At 44.1% G+C, this 23,559-nt stretch carries 23 protein-coding genes and 1 tRNA gene; 8 read left to right on the forward strand and 16 right to left on the reverse strand.

Features of this window, described 5'->3' with window-relative positions; translation table 11 throughout:
* Positions 1–219: 219 nt before the first annotated feature.
* Positions 220–296: transfer RNA gene (locus B5D54_RS04145), tRNA-Arg, on the reverse strand.
* Positions 297–639: 343 nt separating this feature from the next.
* Here B5D54_RS04145 and folD point away from each other — a divergent pair.
* On the forward strand, positions 640–1,509 hold the full coding sequence (gene folD / locus B5D54_RS04150; RefSeq protein WP_078925224.1) for a bifunctional methylenetetrahydrofolate dehydrogenase/methenyltetrahydrofolate cyclohydrolase FolD: 870 nt from the start codon (positions 640–642) through the stop codon (positions 1,507–1,509).
* 75 nt (positions 1,510–1,584) lie between these two features.
* Here the strand turns inward: folD and B5D54_RS04155 are convergent, their stop codons facing one another.
* The 4 genes from B5D54_RS04155 to B5D54_RS04170 form a co-directional block, all read right to left on the reverse strand.
* Positions 1,585–2,790 carry a NupC/NupG family nucleoside CNT transporter gene (locus tag B5D54_RS04155; RefSeq protein WP_078925225.1) on the reverse strand — a complete coding sequence of 402 codons (1,206 nt, stop codon included), beginning with the start codon at positions 2,788–2,790 and terminating at the stop codon, positions 1,585–1,587.
* A gap of 223 nt (positions 2,791–3,013) precedes the next feature.
* Complete coding sequence (locus B5D54_RS04160; RefSeq protein ID WP_078925226.1) at positions 3,014–3,961, reverse strand: LysR family transcriptional regulator; 948 nt, start codon at positions 3,959–3,961, stop codon at positions 3,014–3,016.
* 68 nt (positions 3,962–4,029) lie between these two features.
* Positions 4,030–5,001 carry a lytic murein transglycosylase gene (locus tag B5D54_RS04165; RefSeq protein ID WP_078925227.1) on the reverse strand — a complete coding sequence of 324 codons (972 nt, stop codon included), beginning with the start codon at positions 4,999–5,001 and terminating at the stop codon, positions 4,030–4,032.
* A gap of 33 nt (positions 5,002–5,034) precedes the next feature.
* Complete coding sequence (locus tag B5D54_RS04170) at positions 5,035–5,310, reverse strand: YcgL domain-containing protein (protein ID WP_078925524.1); 276 nt, start codon at positions 5,308–5,310, stop codon at positions 5,035–5,037.
* A 255-nt stretch (positions 5,311–5,565) separates the two neighbouring features.
* Between B5D54_RS04170 and minC the strand changes: the two genes are divergently transcribed.
* Genes minC through minE form a run of 3 tightly spaced genes read left to right on the forward strand, consistent with a single transcriptional unit; the run spans position 5,566 to position 7,330 of the window.
* Positions 5,566–6,228, forward strand: coding sequence for a septum site-determining protein MinC (gene minC, locus B5D54_RS04175; protein WP_078925228.1), 663 nt, complete (start codon positions 5,566–5,568; stop codon positions 6,226–6,228).
* Between the two features lie 21 nt (positions 6,229–6,249).
* Positions 6,250–7,062 (forward strand): septum site-determining protein MinD, encoded by an 813-nt coding sequence (gene minD, locus B5D54_RS04180; protein ID WP_078925229.1) that lies wholly within the window; start codon positions 6,250–6,252, stop codon positions 7,060–7,062.
* A gap of 4 nt (positions 7,063–7,066) precedes the next feature.
* A complete protein-coding gene (gene minE / locus B5D54_RS04185; RefSeq protein WP_078925230.1) occupies positions 7,067–7,330 on the forward strand; it encodes a cell division topological specificity factor MinE in 264 nt (87 codons plus the stop codon).
* A gap of 186 nt (positions 7,331–7,516) precedes the next feature.
* Here the strand turns inward: minE and rnd are convergent, their stop codons facing one another.
* The 8 genes from rnd to B5D54_RS04225 form a co-directional block, all read right to left on the reverse strand.
* Positions 7,517–8,635 carry a ribonuclease D gene (gene rnd / locus B5D54_RS04190; protein ID WP_078925231.1) on the reverse strand — a complete coding sequence of 373 codons (1,119 nt, stop codon included), beginning with the start codon at positions 8,633–8,635 and terminating at the stop codon, positions 7,517–7,519.
* A 113-nt stretch (positions 8,636–8,748) separates the two neighbouring features.
* Positions 8,749–10,446 (reverse strand): long-chain-fatty-acid--CoA ligase FadD, encoded by a 1,698-nt coding sequence (gene fadD, locus B5D54_RS04195; RefSeq protein WP_078925232.1) that lies wholly within the window; start codon positions 10,444–10,446, stop codon positions 8,749–8,751.
* Positions 10,447–10,556: 110 nt separating this feature from the next.
* Complete coding sequence (locus B5D54_RS04200) at positions 10,557–11,414, reverse strand: alpha/beta fold hydrolase (RefSeq protein ID WP_078925233.1); 858 nt, start codon at positions 11,412–11,414, stop codon at positions 10,557–10,559.
* A complete protein-coding gene (locus B5D54_RS04205; protein WP_078925234.1) occupies positions 11,414–11,968 on the reverse strand; it encodes a Slp family lipoprotein in 555 nt (184 codons plus the stop codon). Before B5D54_RS04205 ends, B5D54_RS04200 begins: the two co-directional genes overlap by 1 nt.
* A gap of 15 nt (positions 11,969–11,983) precedes the next feature.
* Positions 11,984–12,280, reverse strand: coding sequence for a chromosome partitioning protein ParA (locus B5D54_RS04210; protein ID WP_078925235.1), 297 nt, complete (start codon positions 12,278–12,280; stop codon positions 11,984–11,986).
* A 94-nt stretch (positions 12,281–12,374) separates the two neighbouring features.
* Positions 12,375–13,082, reverse strand: coding sequence for a tRNA (adenosine(37)-N6)-threonylcarbamoyltransferase complex dimerization subunit type 1 TsaB (tsaB, locus tag B5D54_RS04215; RefSeq protein WP_078925236.1), 708 nt, complete (start codon positions 13,080–13,082; stop codon positions 12,375–12,377).
* An 8-nt stretch (positions 13,083–13,090) separates the two neighbouring features.
* Entirely contained in the window at positions 13,091–15,019 is a 1,929-nt protein-coding gene (yoaA, locus tag B5D54_RS04220; RefSeq protein ID WP_078925237.1) for a DNA repair helicase YoaA, read from the reverse strand.
* 92 nt (positions 15,020–15,111) lie between these two features.
* Positions 15,112–15,315: a hypothetical protein gene (locus B5D54_RS04225; protein ID WP_078925238.1), complete on the reverse strand. Its 204-nt coding sequence runs from the start codon at positions 15,313–15,315 to the stop codon at positions 15,112–15,114.
* Between the two features lie 181 nt (positions 15,316–15,496).
* Between B5D54_RS04225 and purU the strand changes: the two genes are divergently transcribed.
* Positions 15,497–16,330 carry a formyltetrahydrofolate deformylase gene (purU, locus tag B5D54_RS04230; protein WP_078925239.1) on the forward strand — a complete coding sequence of 278 codons (834 nt, stop codon included), beginning with the start codon at positions 15,497–15,499 and terminating at the stop codon, positions 16,328–16,330.
* Between the two features lie 88 nt (positions 16,331–16,418).
* Here the strand turns inward: purU and B5D54_RS04235 are convergent, their stop codons facing one another.
* Positions 16,419–18,422, reverse strand: a complete 2,004-nt coding sequence (locus B5D54_RS04235) for an NADPH-dependent 2,4-dienoyl-CoA reductase (RefSeq protein WP_078925240.1) — start codon at positions 18,420–18,422, stop codon at positions 16,419–16,421.
* Between the two features lie 184 nt (positions 18,423–18,606).
* On the opposite strand from B5D54_RS04235, the gene sppA reads away from it, so the two are divergent.
* Both sppA and ansA read left to right on the forward strand, forming a co-directional pair.
* Positions 18,607–20,457 (forward strand): signal peptide peptidase SppA, encoded by a 1,851-nt coding sequence (sppA, locus tag B5D54_RS04240; RefSeq protein ID WP_078925241.1) that lies wholly within the window; start codon positions 18,607–18,609, stop codon positions 20,455–20,457.
* 128 nt (positions 20,458–20,585) lie between these two features.
* Positions 20,586–21,599 carry an asparaginase gene (gene ansA / locus B5D54_RS04245; protein ID WP_078925242.1) on the forward strand — a complete coding sequence of 338 codons (1,014 nt, stop codon included), beginning with the start codon at positions 20,586–20,588 and terminating at the stop codon, positions 21,597–21,599.
* Positions 21,600–21,732: 133 nt separating this feature from the next.
* Here the strand turns inward: ansA and B5D54_RS04250 are convergent, their stop codons facing one another.
* A complete protein-coding gene (locus B5D54_RS04250; protein WP_078925243.1) occupies positions 21,733–22,017 on the reverse strand; it encodes a YeaC family protein in 285 nt (94 codons plus the stop codon).
* A gap of 103 nt (positions 22,018–22,120) precedes the next feature.
* Here B5D54_RS04250 and B5D54_RS04255 point away from each other — a divergent pair, with 103 nt between their 5' ends.
* A complete protein-coding gene (locus tag B5D54_RS04255) occupies positions 22,121–22,933 on the forward strand; it encodes a DUF2989 domain-containing protein (RefSeq protein WP_078925244.1) in 813 nt (270 codons plus the stop codon).
* Positions 22,934–22,992: 59 nt separating this feature from the next.
* Here B5D54_RS04255 and msrB read toward each other — a convergent pair whose 3' ends face one another.
* Entirely contained in the window at positions 22,993–23,397 is a 405-nt protein-coding gene (gene msrB / locus B5D54_RS04260; RefSeq protein WP_078925245.1) for a peptide-methionine (R)-S-oxide reductase MsrB, read from the reverse strand.
* Positions 23,398–23,559: the final 162 nt, after the last annotated feature.

Genomic DNA, 23,559 nt, shown 5'->3' on the forward strand with positions numbered 1-23,559 from the left:
ATAGACATACTTGTTACTCCTGCTCTTAATGGTTGTACTATTAGTTTGGCACAACGACGCTAGAAGGGAGGTGCGTCCATCACATCAAAGCCAAAGAAAGACTGAGAAACTGAAGAAGGCTTATGCCTATTGATAAAAATGGGGATGAAAAGAAGAAAGAGAGTCGATAGAGATGAATAAGGCATGATCAAGAAGTGACTTGCTCATGCCTAGAATCAATGGCGCGCCCTACAGGATTCGAACCTGTGACCACATGCTTAGAAGGCACGTGCTCTATCCAACTGAGCTAAGGGCGCGCTACAGGGAGGGAATTATACGAGTTCAATGCGGTAAATCAACGGCTTTATCCTGTTTTTTGTGTTAAGTGCCTAAATTAGAAGCAATCGCACACTTCATTTCCTCTTTCAGCACTCATTGATTAAATATCTCCCCCCTTCTCTTTATGGTTTAACCGCTTTATTGATGAGTTAAAAAGTACGACTCGCCCTTCTTATCACCGCCTTCCTCCCTTTTTACATTCTATTATCCACGATTGATGAAATCGCAAACAAAGCAAACGATTGCCTGTGGATATTTATCTTGATTTCTGCGACAATTCGCGCAAAATTTTTGGCTACCAATGAGTAAGTAAGGAAAGTCATGACGGCTCAAAATATTGATGGAAAGTTAATTTCCCAAACGGTGCGTTCGGAAGTCGCCGCTCGCGTTAAAGCCCGGATAGATGCTGGGCGACGAGCTCCCGGGCTTGCTGTGGTACTGGTTGGTGAAGATCCCGCATCCCAAGTTTATGTCGGTAGCAAACGTCGTGCATGTGAAGAAGTCGGCTTTGTGTCTCAATCTTATGACCTGCCAGCCAATACGAGCGAAGCTGAGTTATTGGCCTTAATTGATAACTTAAATGCCGATACTAGCATTGATGGAATTTTGGTTCAGTTACCTCTGCCAGCTGGTATTGACACCACACAAGTACTGGAGCGTATTCTGCCAGATAAAGATGTTGATGGATTTCATCCCTATAATGTCGGCCGCTTGGCTCAACGAATTCCTACCTTACGTTCATGTACTCCTAAAGGGATCATTACGCTTTTAGAGCGCTATAACATTCCCCTACGTGGTAAGCACGCTGTGATTGTCGGCGCATCAAATATTGTTGGCCGACCAATGACATTAGAACTGCTATTAGCCGGTTGTACCACCACCACCTGCCACCGCTTTACCAAAGATTTAGAACAGCACGTTCGTCAAGCGGATGTTTTAGTGGTAGCCGTCGGCAAACCTCACTTTATTCCGGGAGCTTGGGTAAAAGAAGGGGCCGTCGTCATTGATGTAGGTATTAACCGACTCGATACTGGCAAGTTAGTGGGTGATGTCGATTATGAGGTAGCAAGTACTCGCGCCAGCTTTATTACGCCAGTTCCAGGAGGCGTAGGGCCGATGACAGTCGCCAGCTTAATTGAAAACACATTGATGGCTTGCGAGCAGTTTCATACTCTGGATCGCCACCAATAATTCACTCATCGAGTTCTTCTAGGCCATGAGAAAAAAACAAACGGCGACCGTATTTCAGCGTCGCCGTTTGAGTGTTTAAAGAGAAAGAATTACCCCAGCTAAAGCGGCACTCATTAAGTTGGCTAACACTCCAGCGCTGATGGCACGAAACCCGTATTGAGAGATAAAACTGCGTCGCTCAGGAACTAAGCTGCCGAGCCCACCAATCAGTACAGCCATCGTCGAAATATTTGCAAAACCACATAAGGCAAAAGTCACTATCGCCTGAGAATGTTCACTTAATTGAGACTGGACGTTCATTAACTGAATAAACGCCACAAATTCATTGACGATGATTTTATTACCAATCAAAGCCCCTGCTGTGATTGCTTCATTCCATGGAATACCCAACAACCAAGCGATAGGCGCAAATAAATAGCCTAAGATCAGTTCAAAACTTAGCTCTATGCCCACTACGCTGCCAGCCCATCCCAGTAAGCCATTCAATAATGCAATCACACTGACAAAGGCCAGTAGTGTGGCTCCCACCGCGGCAGCAATTCTTAAACCAGACATCGCTCCATCGGCAACGGCTTCAACCACATTGGTCGCTTTGGGAATATCAACTTCATCATCCGCCTGTTGTAGAGTATGTGGCTCTGTTTCGGGCACCAACATTTTGGCCATTAATAGGCCCGCAGGCGCAGACATAAATGCAGCTGCGATGAGGTAGTTCAAGTTAACACCTAATGAAGCATACCCCACCAGTGTGCCTCCCGCGACAGAAGCTAACCCACAAGTCATGACGGCAAAAAATTGAGAATCGCTCATGTGTTTTAAATAAGGCTTCACCACCAATGGCGCTTCAATCATTCCAACAAAAATATTAGCCGTGGCAGAGAGTGATTCCGCTCGCCCAGTCCCTAAACACTTCTGAATTCCGCCTCCAATAATGTTAATCACTTTAGGCATAATCCCAAGGTGATAAAGGCCAGAAATCAGTGCAGAAAAAAAGATAATGATGCCCAGTACATTGATCGCAAACACAAATCCAATGTTGCTACTGGCTAAACCGCCAAAGATAAAGCTGATCCCTTCTTGTCCATAATCAATCAGATGTGATACCGCTCCTGTCACCTTATTTAATACTTCTTTCCCCATCGGAACATACAGTACCAACAGCGCAAAACCGACTTGCAGCAAAAAGGCTGGAATCACCGTTTTTAATTGAATATTTTTTCTATTTGTAGAAAGTAGCCAAGCGATACACAAAATCGCGGCAACACCAAGAAGTGAGCTCATGAAAAGAATCCGAAAGTTTATCAATAAGGGAAGGCGTGGGATTCTATTCTTCAAATGAGAATGCGCAAGTCGCAAATGTTAATAGAGTAGAAACAAAAATCATCGTCATGACAATCAAACGCTAACTCATTGAATTTTAAAAAACTAAACGATTGCTTAATCATATTATTTCCATATAGAAATAGTATTTATCAGTAAGGAAATAATGTTTCCTTGCAATAGGCTAGGAGAGCCCAGAACGAAGGTATGGGGCAAGGCGAGCATCCCAATAACAAGGTGAACCAATTTTCGCTTTGATAAACTCAATCACCGCTGTAATTTTTTTGGGCATATGTTGCCGACTCGGATAGACGGCATAAAATGGCATAACTTGATTAGCGTGCCAATCTGGCAATAACTGAATTAGCTTACCTTGACGAAATTCATCTCGGATTAAATAGGTCGCTAAATAGGCAATCCCCCACCCTGCAACGGCGGCATCTCGCACAGCCTCAGCAAGATCGACAGAATAATTTCCGGATACTTGAATAGTGAGTTGATGTTGAGCATTCGCAAATGACCAATGGGTGTAATCACGCTCCCAACTGCGATAAATTAAACAATTATGCGCGAGCAAATCATGGGGGGTTTTCGGTGCAGAATATTGCAATAAGTAATCAGGCGAAGCGGCCACAACAAATTGGCAGTCTGCCAAGCGCTGAGCAATATACCCTTCTGGAATATGTTCATTACTGGTGATCCAGAGATCTAACCCCTCTTGTAACATATCGACTTTGTGATCAAATAAATGCACTTCGACTTGCAACTTAGGATACTGCTGACGCAAGGCTTCTAAAGCCGGAAGAATATGCAAAGTACCAAATGACTGTGACAAGCCAAGCTTTAACAAACCAGACACTTCATCACGTTGGCTTTCTAACTCCGACTGTGCGGCATCAATAATGTTCACAAGTTGAGCACAATGACGATAAAACGCTTGCCCCGTTTCCGTAATGGTAAAACTACGAGTGGTACGTTGAATCAGTTTTGCATCGAGTGAAGCTTCCAGTTGTGCCAACTGCTTGCTGACATGAGATACCGAAACCCCCAGTGTTTTAGCTGCTGCGGTAAACCCTTGTTGTTTCACTAATGCAGCAAAAATCACCATCTGTCCGGCACGTTCTGACAACACATTCACTCCTACTTTCATGATCAAAAAGGGCTGTTTACCAGCCCTTTAAGTAACAATACACACTTTAATTAAAACTGAATTCGATCGGCAAGATGACTAACCGCCAGTGCAAAATAATGCGAACGGTTCCACTTCATCAGCACGTTATAGTTGTTATAGACTAAATAAATTCGCCCTTTTTCATCATCGGGGATGATCAACCATGCTTGAATATCCTCTTTCAACTTAGGCAAAGGCTGTCCGTCATACTGTGTAATGCCAAGCTGACTCCACTCTTTTAGATACTTGCCTTTTTCCGGCTGACGGCCTTCGAGGCTGCGATCAAAATCCTTTGGTATCTTTACTTGTCGACCCCATGTGTATTGGTCATCCCACCCAGACTGGCTCAGATAATTAGCGGTAGATGCAAAGACATCGGCTTTGGTCCCCCAAATATCTTTTTTCCCATCCCCGTTACCATCAGCCGCATAAGCCAAAAATGAACTAGGCATAAACTGGCATTGCCCCATTGCACCTGCCCATGAGCCTTTCATCTCTTCAACGCTAATATGCCCTTGTTGTAAAATCTGTAACGCCGCCATAGTTTCTTTACGAAAGAAGGCTTCACGGCGGCCATCATAAGCCATCGTTGCCAATGCATCGATGACGGAATAGTTTCCTGTGAATCGCCCAAAATTACTTTCAACCCCCCACAGCGCGACAATAAAGCGAGGATGAACGCCATACGCTTTACCGATACGGGAGAGTTCATCGTAGTGCTCTTCGTATAGCGCTTGGGCTTGCTCAACTTTCCAGTTAGGCACAGCTCGAGGAATATATTCATCCAACGTTAATCGTTTTTCGGGTTGATTTCGATCTGCGGTGATCGCTCGAGGTCGATGCTCTACATTAGCAAAAGCTGCCGTTAAGATAGCTTCAGAAATCCCCTCTTGACGAGCTTCTTGCTTTAACCCTTCAATATACTGATCAAAACTCACTGTATTCGCCCATAACGGCCATGAACACGCCAAACCTAATACAACTGACAAGATTTTTTTCAAGATACTCTCCTCAAACCTTCCGAATCACGAACATTATTTATTCTGCTCTTTTTGTTCTTTATAGCGTTCTAGTAAATTTTCTGGTGGGGGCGGCAATTGTAAAAAGAAACCCGGCTGTTCTAGTGCCACTTTGACTTTTTCCACATCGACGAGAGCCAACTGACGGCTCGCCAGATTCACCAACATCACAAAAATAGGTTTACCAAAGGTCTGCATTAAAGTGTCAGGAACCTGTGAAAAATCGTCTCTCTTTGGAATATAGAGATAAGTACCTTCTTTTTTTGAACTTTTATAGATAGAACAAAGCATGCCAACCCTTTTCATTGAATTTCTCCACCTTGTGGGTGGATTTGCTCTCATTTCGGATAACCACCACTAAAATTGCGAGGAAATCACCTAATTGACCGCAAGATAACTTGCTGTACCAAGGCGCTGAATATAACATGACACCTATAGTCTCCGACAACGCTAATTGTTGTATATCCAAGCAACCTTGCTATAGGTGTGCGCCGAAAATGTGCCTGCTTAGGTATAGAACAAGCGTTTATTGAGGTCAACGTTACGATGTCAAATATACCTGACCTAAAAGGCCGTAGTTTTACTTTATCAGTGTTACATCTTGCTGATAACCAAATCGATACCACGGTCGATTTTCTCAAGCAGAAAACCGAGCAAGCGCCCGCTTTTTTTGCTAACGCGCCCATCGTTTTAAATATTGATAACGTGGTGGGTGACATTGATTTTGCTACGCTAAAAAAGGGCATTATTGACGCAGGTTTTGTGCCTGTAGGCATTACTGGTTGCAAAGATAAACGTTGCCAAATACAAGCTTTTGACGCTGGGTTTGCGGTGATGACGGCCAGTAATACGCCATCACAAGCCCCAGCCCAAATGACGCCGACTAAAATTGTCCGAACACCGATTCGTTCAGGGCAACAAGTGTATGCAAAAGATGGCGACTTGGTCATATTAAACCATGTTAGCCCAGGGGCAGAAGTGATCGCGGATGGATCGATTCATATTCATGGCACTCTACGAGGCCGAGCGATTGCAGGTGCCAGTGGACAGAAAGAGGCAAGAATTATTTGCCACGATTTACAAGCAGAGCTGGTTTCCATCGCAGGAAATTATTGGCTAAGCGATCAAATTAATGGTGAGTTTTGGCAAAAGAAAGTGATGCTCAGTTTAAGCGAAGAGTCCCTACATTTTGAATTACTCACGATTTAGATTCTAAAGGAAACAAATTAGATGGCACGCATTATTGTTGTAACGTCAGGAAAAGGCGGTGTGGGTAAAACCACCTCCAGCGCCGCTATTGCGTCTGGGCTGGCTTTAAAAGGAAAAAAGACGGCGGTGATCGATTTTGATATCGGTTTGCGTAACCTAGATTTGATCATGGGTTGTGAACGCCGCGTTGTCTACGATTTTGTCAATGTACTTAACGGAGAAGCGACGCTAAACCAAGCGTTGATCAAAGATAAACGCAATGAAAACTTGTTTATCCTTCCCGCGTCACAAACACGAGATAAAGATGCCCTAACAAAAGATGGGGTACAACGTATTCTTAATGAACTCCATGAAATGGGCTTTGAGTTCATTATATGTGACTCGCCCGCGGGGATTGAACAAGGCGCATTGATGGCGCTGTATTATGCCGATGAAGCCATTGTCACCACAAACCCTGAAGTCTCTTCTGTTCGTGACTCTGACCGCATATTAGGTATCCTTGATTCCAAATCATTACGAGCTGAGCAAGGGCTTGAGCCGGTTAAACAGCACCTGTTACTCACACGTTATAATCCAGCCCGTGTGAATCAGGGTGAAATGCTCAGTGTTGAAGATGTGGAAGAGATTCTACATGTTCCTTTGCTTGGAGTCATTCCTGAAAGCCAAGCGGTATTAAATGCTTCGAACAAAGGCGTTCCCGTCATTTTTGATGACCAATCCGATGCAGGCCAAGCGTATGATGATACCGTTGAACGTTTACTAGGGCAGGAAATCGAGTTTCGTTTTTTAACTGAGCCCAAAAAAGGCATCTTTAAACGACTTTTTGGAGGCTAACACTATGTCATTACTTGAGTTTTTCCGTCCACAGAAAAAAAATTCTGCCAGTTTAGCCAAAGAGCGCTTACAGATCATTGTGGCAGAACGTCGCAGTCAAAGTGATCCTGCTCCAACTTATTTGCCTCAGCTTAAGGAAGATATATTGAAAGTGATCGCCAAGTATGTGGCGATTGATCCTTCAATGGTCGAGCTCTCCTTCGAGCATAAAGGTGATGATATTTCCGTTCTGGAACTGAATGTTAAGTTGCCAGACGAAGAAAAGTAGCGGCCAGCTCTTCTTTCGTTGCTTGTTTGAGCGGATGGGATGTGGGTTAGGCTCTTTCTTCTGAGTCAATGACCATACCGTAAGTCTCATGCTTACAGCGTCATCCCCGCGCGGGCAGGGATGACGAAGACGGGAGTAATCATGATGGGAAATAGCAGGGAAGTTAGAGAACCATTGGTTTCGATATCACTTTATTAGTTGATTTAATCGCTCACCGAGTAACGGTAAACGCCAGTTTTGCATAAGATCAGGTAAACGTTCTGGATCCCGCTGTTTATTCCATACCCAATTGACTAATTGATTCAACTGTTTCTTCGATGCTAAAAATTCAGTGGCCAACCCAGAGGTATGCGACACCTGTTTTACTTCATCTTTCAGCTTTTTAAATAATTGCTTATAGCCTGGATAATCCATTAATGGAACTATCGCTTCAGGATATTGCTCGGCGGGAGTTTGCTTCGCCTCTTTTACGATCAGTGAAATTTTGGCGCTATGGCGGCGAATCACATGAGGGTCGATCCCTTCTTCTTCCATCTGCTTGGAAGAATGAAGCGCTAAGCGTGCAATGGTTAACAAATCGTGCTCTCGAATGACAAAATTAAGCGCCAAATCTCGCTTCACTGCTTCACGGTAACGCCAAGTCGCTAATGGCTTTAAGATCGCCAATTCACGAGGGTTCAGTTGCCAAGCGCCTTTAATATCTAAGTAAACGTTATCAGGATCAGTAATACGCGTTCTTTTCTCTACCTGTAATAAAGACTCTTGCTGTACCGCTTCCCACCATCCCGCTTGCATCACTTTCTCTAGCAGTTGTTCATACATAGGCAGAAGGTAAAAAACATCTGCCGCAGCATAATCCAGCTGTTTTTCTGATAAGGGACGCGCAAGCCAATCGGTACGCGATTCACTTTTATCTAATTCAACACTCAGCAAATTTTGTGCTAATGCTGCAAATCCGGTTGAAAGCCCATAACCGATAAATGCCGCCATCAATTGTGTATCAACCATAGGAAAAGGAACACAACCGAAACTGTGCAAAAACACTTCCAGATCTTCACCACAGGCATGCAACACTTTGAGCACTGACGTATCTTGCAAGAGTTCAATAAAAGGGCTCATTTCCTCAATCGCTAATGGATCAATCAACGAAAGATTTTCACCATCAAATAATTGGATGAGTCCCAATTGAGGATAAAAAGTACGAGTTCGCACAAACTCGGTATCCAGCATGACAACATCTGCTTGGCGAGCAAGCGCACACACACGTTGTAGTTCATTAAGTTGGTCAATAATTTGATAATTCACAAATGGCTCACTTTGCCTTGTCTTATTTAGGTTCGACAACCTTAAAAAATAACAATGCCGACGATTGAGGTCGGCATTGTAGCATTATAATTGGCAATGACTTACTGGTTGATCTAAGCGCATTTTGCCTTTTCCGCTTGCTGGGCATCATTTTCTTCACGTAACACGCGGCGTAAAATTTTGCCTACATTGGTTTTTGGCAACTCTTCACGGAATTCAATCAGTTTGGGGACTTTATAACCCGTTAAGTGTTTGCGGCAATGCGTGATGACTTCGTCTTTGGTCAAGCTAGGATCGCGCTTCACAATATAGACTTTGACGACTTCACCCGAGACTTCATGGGACTGGCCAATCGCAGCAACTTCTAAGACTTTGCCATGCAATGCAACCACGTCTTCAATTTCATTTGGGTAAACGTTAAAGCCAGAAACCAGAATCATATCTTTCTTACGATCAACGATATACAGCATCCCTTGTTCATCAAACTTAACAATATCACCCGTTGATAACCAACCATCTTCATCGATGACTTCTTTCGTCGCTTCTGGACGCTGCCAATATCCTTGCATGACCTGAGGGCCGCGAACTTGCAGCTCTCCCGTTTGATCATAGCCCAACACTTTGCCTTCATCGTCCACAATTCGAACTTCAGTCGAAGGGACGGGTAAACCAATGGCACCGGAATAATCAGAAAGATCATAAGGGTTTCCGGTCACTAAAGGAGAGCATTCTGTCAAACCATAGCCTTCAAGCAAATGGATACCAGTGATCTTTTTCCATTTATCCGCAACCGCGCGTTGGACGGCCATTCCACCGCCAACAGAAAGCTTCATGTTGCTAAAGTCGAGTTCATGGAAGTCTTCATTATTCACGAGTGCATTAAATAAGGTGTTCACCCCGGTAAGGGCTGTAAAGGGATATTTTTGCAGCTCTTTAATAAAACCAGGAATGTCTCGTGGGTTAGTAATCATTAAATTACTCCCCCCCATTTCAATAAACAGCAATAAGTTTACCGTTAAAGCAAAAACATGGTATAGAGGAAGCGCCGTCACCACTAACTCTCGCCCTTCACGCAATACTGGGCCATAAGCGCCTCTCGCTTGAAGCACGTTCGCAATCATATTGCGATGCGTTAAAATTGCCCCTTTCGCAACACCTGTCGTTCCTCCCGTATATTGCAAAAACGCAATATCTTCACCTGACATAAAGGGTTTCACGTATTGCAAACGGCGGCCTTTATGTAATGCCTTGCGCATAGAAATCGCGCCCGGAAGGTCATATTTAGGCACCATGCCTTTGACATACTTAACAACAAAATCGACCAAGGTGCCTTTTGCACGAGGAAGCATTTGCCCAAGGCTAGTTAAAACCACATGTTTAACTTGAGTATTGGCAACAATTTGCTCTAACGTATTCGCAAAATTAGAAACAATCACAATAGCGCGAACATCAGCATCATTCAGTTGATGTTCTAACTCTCGAGGGGTGTAAAGTGGGTTTACGTTAACCGCTATCATGCCTGCGCGTAAAATTCCAAACAGAGCGACTGGATACTGTAATAAATTAGGCATCATCAGGGCGACTCGATCGCCTTTTTTTAACTTAAGCTCATTTTGTAAATAGGCAGCAAACGCACGACTGCGTTCTTCCAATTTACGAAATGTCATCACTGACCCCATATTCATAAAAGCAGGCTGATCCGCATACTTGTGTACGGACTGCTCAAACATCTCAACCAATGATAAATATTGGTCTGGATTAATGGTTTCCGGTACATCGTTGGGATAACGTGAAAGCCATGGTTTATCCACAGTAATACTCCTCGTAATTGGCTGGCAGAATAATCATTATCTTTGTTATAAAAATGATCTCTATTACAGCACAGCCAGAGCACTTGAGCACGAAACACTCAAACACTTGTTTAAATTTTGTTAACTAAGCCAAATATTAGTTCCGCTACCAGTAGTGGCTGCTGAAGATGACAGTGATGACCACCTGAAATGACATGTTTTTCCATCTTTACATGCACATTGCTTGCTACGTCTTGCTGAAGGGATTCAAAACCGTGTTCCCCCAATATCACCTGATGAGGGCAAACAATACTCTCAAGTACCTTTTGTGCATAAGAGTATGACGGACGATAAAGTGACTCACTGGTTAGCTTTTTGTCATACCGCCATTGCCATTTATCTTTCACTTGCACACTTCCCCTTAAAACGATGGGCTCGATTAAGTGAGTTGGCAATTGATTAACAGAGGCTCGATGTTGAATAGCATCCGCTAAGCTTGAATAATAACGTTCGGCTTTACGGCGCAAACGATGACGGCTAACGACCCCTTTTCGCAAACGTGCAAGGCTATTGTCTGGAGATTCCACCAAAGGTGCCAAGCCTTCAATCTGAACTAATCCTGCAACTTGGTCAGGAAAGGCGGCACTATAGCAACTTGCGATTAAAGCACCAAGTGAATGACCTACCAACACCAGTCTATTCGGTGAAATAGTAAGCAAAAGTTGGTAAATATCGTCAATATAGTCGTGAAATGGGTAGTAACAACCAGCAGGTTTATGGCAGGAAAATCCATGCCCCGGTAGATCGATGGCACAAAGATGCCAGTCTGGCGCGAGTGAATGTAACTCGTCCATCACCGTTTGAAAACTGGCCGCATTATCTAACCAGCCATGTAAGAATACAATGGTCACTCCCGCTTGTTTCGGGCAACCAACAGTTAGCCCGGCCAGTTGCCCATATTCAAGAGGATAGAATTGAGATTGCAACATTACTTTACTTCTTGAATCACACGTCCACTACGTGGGTAGTCATCCATATGACGACAATGAAAGTTGCGACAGGGGAAAAGATAAGGCCCCATATCATCAACGATGATCCGCTCTTCCACTCGCCATAAATAGTAACCATGAATGTTCATGACTGGAAATAGGTAATCATACTCACCCACGCTTCCTCGCTCCAAGGGAGCCGTTGTACCAATTACGGAAATCAAACGCCCTGGACCAAAGGTGACGGGATCCAAAAATCCATCCACATAGCCCACAAAGCGCCCTTGAGGTTCATGACTCAAATTAGGACGCCCCAAGGAATCAATCGGCAAGTTCACAATCTCAATGCGCGTTCTATCAGACAGATTGGTCACTTGGGCAATGACACCACCCAACCTCACATGCCCTTCCGTATTTTCTCCCATTTGAGACCATTGCGCGTAATCTGAAATAACCGATGCCTGATCACTGGCTAATTGAGGAGGAAGTGAAGAGCAAGCCGTCAGCATCGCAAGTATCGAGAGTAACAACAGACGAACTAGATGATGTATCATGGGATTCCCCTTTTGTTAGATATACATATCGACACCGAGCATTTGGGCCAGTTCCTCTTTTCTCGCCTGATTCATGACCCCAAGGTATTCTTCCAACGCTTTACGAGCCTGACCTTCTGGCAAATCATATTGGAGCCGTGCACGATGAATATCGGCAGGATCGACCTGACGAATTGAGTGAGAAACCGCATCCGCCACTTTACTAGTTTGACTAACCGATGCTTGCCCTTTTGCCTCTTCTTTCTTCTTCGCTTTGGAAGCTCGATGCGTATTCGATATTCGAGCGGGGGGCAATCCATTTATTGAAACCATACTGATCCTACCTAACTCACAGAGTGAACGAATAATTCAAAACCGGCCCAGCTTGTTATCCGTTCAGCATTCTAGATGTGATGGTACTTGCCGATTACTCTCGACCCGGCAATTTTTTCCAAGCCACAGTATCACGCAAGTAAATCGGGCTTGTTTCTTCAACAGGAAGCGTTCGACCTTGTTGCCATTCCTGTTGCGCTAAAACCACCATATCTTGTGCTTGGGGATAGAGTAGCCCACTGTCTTGCAGAATAAAGGGGAAAGTCGATAGGCTTTCTTGATAGGCTGCCCATCCCGTTCCTGCGGTTGCCCATGTTTGATCCGCATCTTCCTTTGCCAGCTTATCTACCAATAACGCTGGTGCTATTACACATTCAGCATCAAGCTCAAACCAAGTGCCATTGGATTGACGCTCAAAGCGAGCCCAATACACTTCACTCATACGCGCATCAATGGCACAAGCCACTCGGGTTAACCCTTGTTCCCGATAAGCGCCTTGCGCTAATGCCGCTAAGGTTGAAATTCCTATCATTGGCAAATTCGCTCCAAACGCCAAACCTTGTGCAATTCCAATGCCAATTCGTACCCCAGTAAAACTGCCTGGGCCTCGACCAAACGCTAAGGCATCCAGATCTTGCAAGGTTAACCCGGCTTCATGTAAAACGTCATCCACCATAGGTAGAATTTTTTTGGTGTGATCACGAGGAGCCACTTCGCTACGGGAATAAACGTCATCACCCACCATTAAAGCAACAGAGCAAGCCTCTGTTGCGGTATCTAAAGCTAGAATTTTTGCGCTCATGAATGTCTCTAATTGATTGAGGTTTTAGATAGAGATTGCAGAAAGTCTGTTACCACGGCTAAATCCCGTGTTCGGGGAATGGGTGGTAAACTGGCAAGAAAAACGCCACCATAGTCACGTGTCACTAAGCGGTTATCACAAATGATCAATGCGCCTTTATCTTTCTGATCTCGAATTAGTCGTCCTACACCCTGCTTCAAAGTAATCACCGCCTCTGGCAATTGGACCTGAGCAAATGGGTCCCCTCCCCGTAAGCGACAATCTTCAATACGGGCTTTTAACAGTGGGTCATCCGGTGCAGTAAACGGAAGTTTGTCGATAATAACACAGCTTAGGGTATCGCCTCTAACATCAATCCCTTCCCAAAACGCCCCCGTGGCGACAAGCAGCGCATTCCCTAATTCCATAAATTCCGCTAAGGTTTTCTGCTTACTCGTCTCTCCTTGCAGTAAGACAGGTAAAGTTAAACAAGCACGAAATCGTTCACCTAACTCCCGCATCATACTGTGGGAAGTACAAAGGAAAAAGCAACGTCCTTGGTTTTGTTCAATCACAGGAGCGAGCATTCGTACCAATTTATCCGCAAGCCCAGGACTATTCGGTTCAGGTAAATATCGAGGCACACAGAGCTTCGCTTGCCTCTGGTAATCAAATGGGCTCGGTAGAGAAAATTGCTCACTGGGCACCAGACCAAGTCGTTGAGTAAAGTGGCTAAAATCATCGTTCACCGCTAAGGTTGCAGAAGTAAATATCCACGCCCCTTGTTTGAGGGTGATCTGCTCTTGAAATTTATCCGCAACCGACAGTGGTGTAATATGCAGGCTAAAATGACGGGGAGTTGTATCAAACCAGTAAGAGTACCCCGTGACCGATACATCACAAACTCGCTCAATTCGCCCTTTAATGGTATTAGCTCGCTCAAATGCTGTGTCAAGTAACTGGCTTCGCCCTAGCGCTAACTTAAGCACCTCGATGGCAAAATCTAAACTTTCCTGCAATCGCTCTATTTGTCGAGCTATCGCAACCGATGCCATCGCCTCTCGCCAATTTCCTCGAAAACTGGAGTCTCCCAATAAAAGGCGTAAATCCATCGCGGTTTGGAGCAGCTTATCCCCGACTTTCTGCAATTGACGCATATCTTTGGCTTCGGTGCGATAACCAATTTCAATATCTTTCGCTAACTCCTGAATTTGTCGACTTGAGACTGACTGACCAAAATACTGACTAGCAATATCCGGTAATTGATGGGCCTCATCAAAAATAAACACATCCGCTTCAGGAATCAATTCGCCAAATCCAGTCTCTTTAATAGCCAAATCGGCAAGAAAAAGGTGATGATTAACCACCACCACATCGGCATCCATCGCTTTACGACGAGCTTTAGAGACAAAACAATCTTGATAGCTTGGGCACTCTTTGCCTAAACAATTGTCGTTCGTTGAAGTAATAGTGGGGATAACAAGGCTATCTTCCGGTAATGCGTCACACTCGCCAAGATCACCGGTTTTCGTTTCTGAAGACCAACTGCGCACTTTCACCAATTGAGTCAGTAAGGCGGGATCACTCTCACTATTATGGCTTTCAACCATCTGTCGGCTGAGCCTATCAAGACAAAGGTAATTGGACCGCCCTTTTAATAACGCCACTTGACCATGAAAACCCAATGCATTCACCATCAGTGGTAAATCACGATGAAAGAGTTGTTCTTGCAGGTTTTTAGACCCCGTACTGATAATGACTTTTTTGCCACTCAGTAAGGCTGGAACTAAATAAGCGAAGGTTTTTCCCGTTCCGGTACCCGCTTCAACCACTAATTGTGATTGTTGCTCAATCGCCTTCGCTACAGCTTTAGCCATATCGACTTGTGCTTGACGACCTTGAAAGCCGGGAATGGCTTTGCCTAAAGCCCCGTGTTGAGAAAAAGTCTTTGCTATCATTCTAAAAATAAGTGCAGGGTAGAATGCTAGCGATTATGGCAGGTTTGCTACCCTAGCGCGAACTCAAATCACGTTCTCGCTAGGGTAAAGGTTTATTTGCGATTCAGATAACGAGACAACCAAATCGGTGCATCGTAGCCATCACTGGCAGAGGACATCATTGCTTTAGCCGCGTCGACTGGAGATGCTTTACTTTCCCACATGGCATCAAGCAACGCTTCATCAATCGGGTTATCTCCCATCAGAGCATGCACTCGCTCAACATACAATTTGCGTGCAAGTAATTCTTTGTCCATAAACACCACCTTAAATGCGCTCTGTTTAGCATAAAAAGAAAAAGCCGTTGAGTGTCTAGCCATGATTGTTGTTGAATCCACTTTGATAATAGATTAATTATAGACGACACATTGTGGGCTGTATCACCGTTCTGGCAGCCCCCTTTATTTTTGCACGAAAAAGTATTCACGGAAGTTATTGATGGAAAGAAAAACCCTCCTGACGCATTGCACTGATGCCCCAGGCCTTATCTCAAAAATCACCAATATTTGTTACAAGCACCAGCTCAATATTATTCATAATAATGAGTTTGTGGATAACACCAGCGGCCATTTTTTTATGCGAACGGAACTGGAGGGATATTTTAATGACACGACGTTTCTTGCCGATTTGGATAACGCTCTTCCAAATGGTGCGAAACGTAAGCTGATCGATTCAACCCGTAAGCGTATTGTCATTCTCGTCACCAAAGAAGCGCACTGTTTAGGTGACATTCTTATGAAAACTTATGATGGCAGCTTAGATGTTGAGATTGCAGCTGTCGTTGGTAACTACGACCAGTTACAAAATTTAACGGAGAAGTTTGATATTCCTTACCATCATATCTCTCATGAAGGGTTAAACCGACAAGAACATGAACAGAAAATGCTTGCCGCGATAGAACCTTATCATCCTGACTTCTTGGTACTGGCCAAATACATGCGTGTTCTAACACCTGGGTTTGTAGAGAAATTTCACCATAAGATTATTAACATTCATCATAGCTTCTTACCCGCTTTTATTGGTGCTAAGCCCTATCAACAGGCTTATGAACGTGGCGTAAAAATCATTGGTGCCACCGCTCACTTTGTAACCAACGATTTGGATGAAGGTCCGATCATCAAGCAAGATGTTATTCCGGTCGATCACACGTTTAGTGCTCAAGATATGGCACAGGCAGGTCGAGATGTCGAAAAAAATGTATTAAGTAAAGCCCTCAATAAAGTGATTAACGATCATGTTTTTGTCTATGGCAATAAAACGGTCATTTTATAATTTCCCATACCCTATGACCTAAAAACGATGAAGGGCCGATCTCGCTATCGGCCCTTACGGGATGCTCCGTTACTGTGATGGTAAATAGCTACAGTTTCAGAGCCAACTCTACACCTTGGCGAATAGCGCGCACGGCATCCAGCTCTCCAGCCTGATCTGCACCACCAATAACATGTAATTTATTGCCAAACTGAGCCCACTTATCTTCAAATGGTCGAACCGATTCTTGACCTGCGCAGAGAATAATCTGGTCTACGGCTAAGTGCTGAGGTTTTCCATCCTGCGTGATATGAAGCCCCTGTGTATCAACCTTTTCATAGCTCACGCCCCCCAACATATGTACACCTCGTTTTTCTAATGTACGTTTATGGATCCATCCCGTGGTTTTACCCGGCCCCCGCCCTACTCGGCCTTTACGTCGTTGCAATAACCAGACTTGCTGCTCACTCAACACTTCAGGATAGGGGTACAAACCACCAGGGTGCGTCATCTCTTTATCAATGCCCCATTCATGCAACCAATCTTCTAAGCTATTTTCTTCAGGCTCAGTCAACATGGTCGCCACATCAATACCAATCCCTCCGGCACCAATAATGGCAACCTTGTTACCAATTGGGGGCTTCTCACGAATGAAAGTTTGATAATCCACCACTTTTTCAGAATCATGGATGCCATCTAGCTGTACTTGCCTTGGTTCTACTCCTGAGGCCATCACGATCTCATCATAATCCGCTAACATCTCAAAGGTAGCTTCGCTAGCAAGGTGTAAGTGAACACCGGTTTGATCTATGCGGTTAGCAAAATAGCGAATCGTTTCTCGAAACTCTTCCTTACCAGGGATTTGCATAGCTAAACGAAATTGACCACCAATTCGGTCATGCCGTTCAAATAAGTCAACCTGATGCCCACGTTCAGATAATGTTGTCGCACAAGCCAGTCCAGCTGGCCCCGCGCCAATGACTGCAACTTTTTTCTTTATCACGGTCGGTTGAACGGTAAGCTCTGTCTCGTAGCAAGCGCGAGGGTTCACCATGCAGGAAGCTCTTTTTGCCTGAAATATATTATCTAAACAGGCTTGATTGCAGCCAATACAAGTATTGATCAATGCCGCTTTCCCTTGTTCAGCTTTCGCCACAAATTCCGCATCCGCAAGAAAGGGTCGAGCCATCGATACCATATCGGCTTGCCCACTGGCGAGAATTTTCTCTGCCTGATCCGGCGTATTAATTCGGTTACAAGTGATCACTGGCACACTCAAGTGTGATTTGATTTTTTCGGTAACCCAGCTAAACGCGGCTCGCGGTACTTGAGTTGCAATGGTAGGAATCCGAGCTTCATGCCAGCCAATACCCGTATTCATAATAGTCACGCCGGCCTGCTCTAACGCTTTAGCCAGTTCAATCACCTCTTCAAAGGTGCTGCCCTCTTCCACTAAATCCAACATAGATAAACGGAAAATAATAATGAAGTTTGGACCAACCGCAGAACGAATAGCACGTACAATCTCTAAGGGAAGGCGAATGCGGTTTTGATAACTTCCACCCCATTCGTCATAACGAACATTGGTTCGTTTACAAATAAATTGGTTGATGAGATAACCTTCCGAGCCCATAACTTCGACACCGTCATACCCAGCCAGTTGAGCAAGTTCAGCACTGTTGGCAAAAGCATCGATGGTTTTGCGAATTTGTCTAACACTCATTTCACTAGGTGAGAATTTGGCTATTGGGGCTTTAATGGCGGACGCACTTTGGGCAAAAGGATGCATGGCATAACGACCTGCGTGCAGTAGCTGTAACGCAATTTTTCCGCCATGACGATGAACCGCCTCCGTCACAACCTGATGTGTTTTGGCATGTTTAGCTTTACTAAATTCGGCACTAAAGGGATGCAATCGACCCCGTAGGTTCGGGGAGAATCCCCCCGTCACAATCAAGCCAACTCCGCCTTTAGCTCGTTCTTCATAAAAGGCAGCCAGCTTATGCAAACCCTCTTTGTGTTCTTCAAGGCCAGTATGCATTGACCCCATCAGCACGCGATTACGCAGTTGGGTGAATCCTAAATCTAGTGGCTGTAATAAATGTGGGTACATAGCAACATCACTTTTGTTGTTCTCATTATGGTCGGACCAGAATAATCCTGCCATTAATAAAAATCAAACAAGTGTTTACATTTTTGTAACACCGATCAATCTTGTAGTTGTTTGGGTATGGCAGATCACGTAGGATGTGATACACGATTTTCAGAACATCATCCACGGTTGCATTGGAGAAACAATGAGACAACTATTTCGATTTATTGGGCTGATATTTAAAGGGTTTTGGAAAGTTATTACCTTTATCCGTTTAGCGCTCACTAACCTTATCTTTTTATTAAGCATCGCTATTGTTTACTTTTTGTATCTGAATGCCGATTCTCCTGCTCCTACTGTGGATAAAGCCTCTGCCCTTGTGCTTAATCTATCTGGTCCCATTGTTGAACAAAGCTCTTACCTTAACCCGATGGATTCACTCAGTGATTCACTGTTTGGTCGAGAGCTACCACGAGAAAATGTCCTATTTGATATTGTTGATACGCTCCGTTATGCAAAAAACGATGATAAGGTGACAGGAGTCGTCCTCGCCTTGCGAGAAATGCCTGAAACGAACTTAACGAAATTGCGTTATATCGCTAAAGCCATCAATGAATTTAAATCATCAGGCAAACCCGTCTATGCGATTGGAGATTTTTATAACCAAAGCCAATATTACCTTGCAAGCTATGCCGATAAAATTTACTTAGCTCCCGATGGCGGCATTATGTTACGTGGTTACAGTAACTATAACTTGTACTATAAAAGTTTATTAGAAAAGCTTGATGTTAATACCCATGTATTTCGAGTGGGGAGTTATAAGTCAGCAGTCGAACCCTTTATCCGTGATGATATGTCCGATGAAGCCAGAGAGGCAGCAAGTCAATGGCTAAGTCAACTTTGGGGAGCTTATATCGGTGATGTAGCCAGTAACCGTCAACTTGATCCTCAACAGTTGAATCCAACCATGGAAGAATTTTTGGCGTTACTGAGAAATGCCTCTGGTAACTTAGCAGAGTTATCACTCTCACTCGGATTAGTCGATCAACTCGCAACCCGACAGCAGGTTCGCCATGAGTTGGCCCAAGTGTTTGGTAGCGATGGTGAAGACAGTTATAACGCGGTGGGTTACTACCGTTACCGCAATATGATGAAACCCACCTTTACCCCTAGCGCCAATGATATTGCGATTGTCGTAGCAAGTGGCGCAATTATGGATGGAACCCAATCTCGTGGAAATGTGGGGGGAGATACCGTAGCAGGATTACTTCGCCAAGCCCGTCAAGATGCGAACGTTAAAGCGGTCGTTTTACGAGTCGATAGCCCAGGAGGTAGTGCATTTGCGTCTGAGGTCATTCGCAATGAAATAGAAGCACTAAAAGCTGCTGGAAAACCGGTTGTTGCTTCTATGTCTAGCCTAGCAGCATCAGGTGGATATTGGATTTCAATGAGTGCCGACAAAATTGTCGCTCAGCCAACCACACTAACGGGTTCAATTGGTATTTTTAGTGTTATCACCACTTTTGAGAAAGGGTTGAATAAACTCGGCATTTATACCGATGGGGTTGGAACTTCACCTTTCTCTGGCGTTGGGATCACCAGTGGACTCAACGACAATGTTAAAGATGCTATCCAAATGGGTATTGAACATGGCTACCAACGTTTTATCTCTCTGGTTAGCGAAAATCGTAACTTAACGATTGAAGACGTTGACAAAATTGCACAAGGGCATGTTTGGACGGCCAAAGATGCACAGCAGTACGGGCTCGTAGATACACTGGGGGATTTTGATGACGCCATCGCCATCGCCGCTCAACTTGCACAGCTAGAACACTATAACCTTTATTGGGTTGAAGAACCGCTAAGCCCAGCTCAACGCTTCATCCAAAATCTGCTAAGTGAAGCGCAAGCTAGGTTTGATGTCAATATCTCTAGTTTAGTCCCCGCAACGTGGCACCCAGTGACACAACAGTTAATACAAGATGCCTCCATGCTTAATCAACTTAATGATCCCAAAGGATATTATGCACTGTGTTTGACTTGCCAAAGCGACTAGAATATCGAGTGGGATAACTCTTTAACAAACTCCATCATTAAGAGGCACTTTCTAGGACTGTGCCTCTTTTTATTATAGAGGTTTCCGCTATAATTTTGCTCCTGTTCCCTACAATAAGCGATACTCCTATGACTAGAAAGCATATTTATATTGCCTACACTGGCGGTACTATTGGCATGAAAAAATCCGACCATGGCTATGTCCCTGTGGCCGGTTTTATGGAAAAACAACTGGCAGGTATGCCTGAATTCCACCGTCCAGAAATGCCCTTGTTTACCATTCATGAATACGATCCCTTGATTGATTCCTCCGATATGACACCGGAAGATTGGCAAGTCATTGCGGATGACATCCGCGATAATTACGATAAATACGATGGCTTTGTCATACTCCATGGTACGGATACCATGGCTTACACAGCTTCAGCTTTATCGTTCATGTTTGAAAACTTAGGTAAACCTGTTATCGTCACAGGATCACAAATTCCGCTCGCCGAAATCCGTTCAGATGGTCAAGCTAACCTACTGAATTCATTGCATCTTGCGGCTAATTACCCCATCAATGAAGTCACCCTATTTTTCAATAATCAATTGATGCGAGGCAATCGAAGCACCAAATCACATGCGGATGGTTTTAGTGCCTTTACTTCACCAAACTTACCACCATTGCTAGAAGCGGGTATCAACATACAAATTAGCAATAATGTTAAAGTTGGAGAAAAACCTCAGGGTGAATTTTTTGTACATAACATCACGCCGCAACCGATTGGTGTAATCACTATGTACCCAGGCATTTCCCATGAAGTCATTCGTAACACCTTACTACAACCTGTTAATGCCATGATTTTACTGACTTTTGGGGTTGGGAACGCTCCACAAAACCCCGATCTATTAGCCCATTTACACGATGCCTCTCAGCGGGGAGTTATTGTGGTCAACCTGACCCAATGCCTTGCAGGTAAAGTGAATATGGGAGGGTACGCGACCGGTTGTGCTCTCGCCGATTCAGGCGTGATTAGTGGTTATGATATGACACCAGAAGCCGCGCTTGCTAAATTGCATTTTTTACTCAGCCAGAACCTTTCTTACCAAGAAGTAAAAGAGAAAATGCAACAAGTACTGCGGGGTGAAATGAGCTTATGAGAGCATGACCTAGACCTCACGCTCTAGGCAAAACGGGGTCTATTCCCGACAATACTCAACAGGTGTTGTCGGGTTTGTATCATCATTCATGGTTTATAGAAATTCAGAAATCTCTTACCTAAGTCCTAGATGATTATTCTTGATTAGGATTAATACGTACGATATCTTCCTGCCCAGATCGAAAGCGTTTTTTAAGCTCGGCTTTCGATTTCAAAACCATCTCGCCACCAATCGCTATACTCATATGGTCGGCCTCAACATTATGCTTTGATTGATACAACATCACAGCTTGCATACAATAATCTCGCTGTGATGACGAAAGTGGTGTACCTTCCGGCCACTTACCCGTTTCTACTGCGAAGAGTAAACGCTCATATGCCTCAGGGGTGATAGCATCAATCAATTGATGTGCATTCATGACCTTTTTCCTTGATAACTAAGATTGGAGCTACCATAGCGACCCAACATAGTGAGTCAAGTATTGCTAAATAAATAAGTCTATCGGATCACAAGCTGCAATTATGAACTGGATAAAAGCCTCCACCTTACTGCTCGTTGTATTACTCAGTGGGTGCCTTGAAAATCGCAAGAACACTGACAAACTCTGTGCTGACAACCCAGCTTTGCAGTGCGAAAAACTCAATATCAATGATGGGCAATGCCGAGTTGCTCGTACAGACCTGATTTGGCACCGTTACGAGGTGTTATCGAACCCTAGTGTTAAAAATAAAATCACCGAATACCAGTTAACTACAACCTATCGAAAATGCTTAGAACTCGCCGCTCAAATTCAGTTGATTGATCAAGCGGAACTGACCCAACGACGATTCTCTGCGCTAATCAATTCTGGTGAAGAATTAAAACGCTTAACCCAAGAACTACATCAATTGCGCACACCTGAAGCGCTGTATTTTCTTTGGAGCCAAACCGGAGATCAACAAGCTCGCCGCGAATTTTTACGATTAGAAGGAAGACCTGAACTGGATAATGCAGAGATGCAATATGCCTTAGCAACCTTCTATACCACTCGGGATAGAGAAAAAACCATACACTTATTGATACGAGCTCTGGAACTGAGCCCGCCCAGACAAGTCAACCCAGAAATTTTTCAATCGCTCGCCAGTACTTATCAAACTCTCGGCCAAAAAGAAAATGCCTATTTATGGGCCATGATAGGTAAAGAATTTGGTGTTTCAGTCGCCTCTCAATCGGAACTAAAATTGATGTATTCCTTTACCGATGCGAAATTTTCACAACTCGATGGTTTAGCCGATCAATTAGCAAAGGCCATTCGTAAAGGGGAATTTACCCATCGTTTAGTGCCAAGCTCATAATGATTCACCGCATGAATGTAAGCTTTCAACAATACATGCTGAAATTATCACCGCTTTTTTCACTTTTTGTTGAAAATTAACGACACAGAGTTAACACAAAAACGTTCCCCTGTGGTCTGCGGGCCATCGGGGAATACATGCCCTAAATGGCTATCACACACCGCACAACGAATTTCAGTTCGTAACATTCCGTGACTATGATCATCTAAATAACGAATGGCATTCTCATTAATTGGCGCATCAAAACTTGGCCAACCACATCCAGAATCATACTTACTCTCAGAACTAAATAATGGTGCTTCACAACACGTGCAATGGTACAAACCGGTTTGTTTATTGTGCAGCAACTGGCCACTGAATGGGGCTTCTGTCCCTTGCTGACGGCAAACATGATAAGCTTCATCACTGAGCACTTCGCGCCAGTATCCATCTGGTTTTACGATATTTTTTTCTTTTTCAGTCATGCAGACATTCTCCTCAATAACCCCTGAATCTTATGCTTTTTTCATGAAAAACTTGCGCATTTTATGTTTTGTAGCACATACTTTCTCACCATGATACAAGGAATAACAAACAAGCCATCACACGCTGATGACTTGGGGATATTTTACGTCAATCGGTAGAGA

Origin of the sequence: Vibrio cincinnatiensis DSM 19608, assembly GCF_900167345.1 — a bacterium.
Classification (GTDB): Bacteria; Pseudomonadota; Gammaproteobacteria; order Enterobacterales; family Vibrionaceae; genus Vibrio; species Vibrio cincinnatiensis.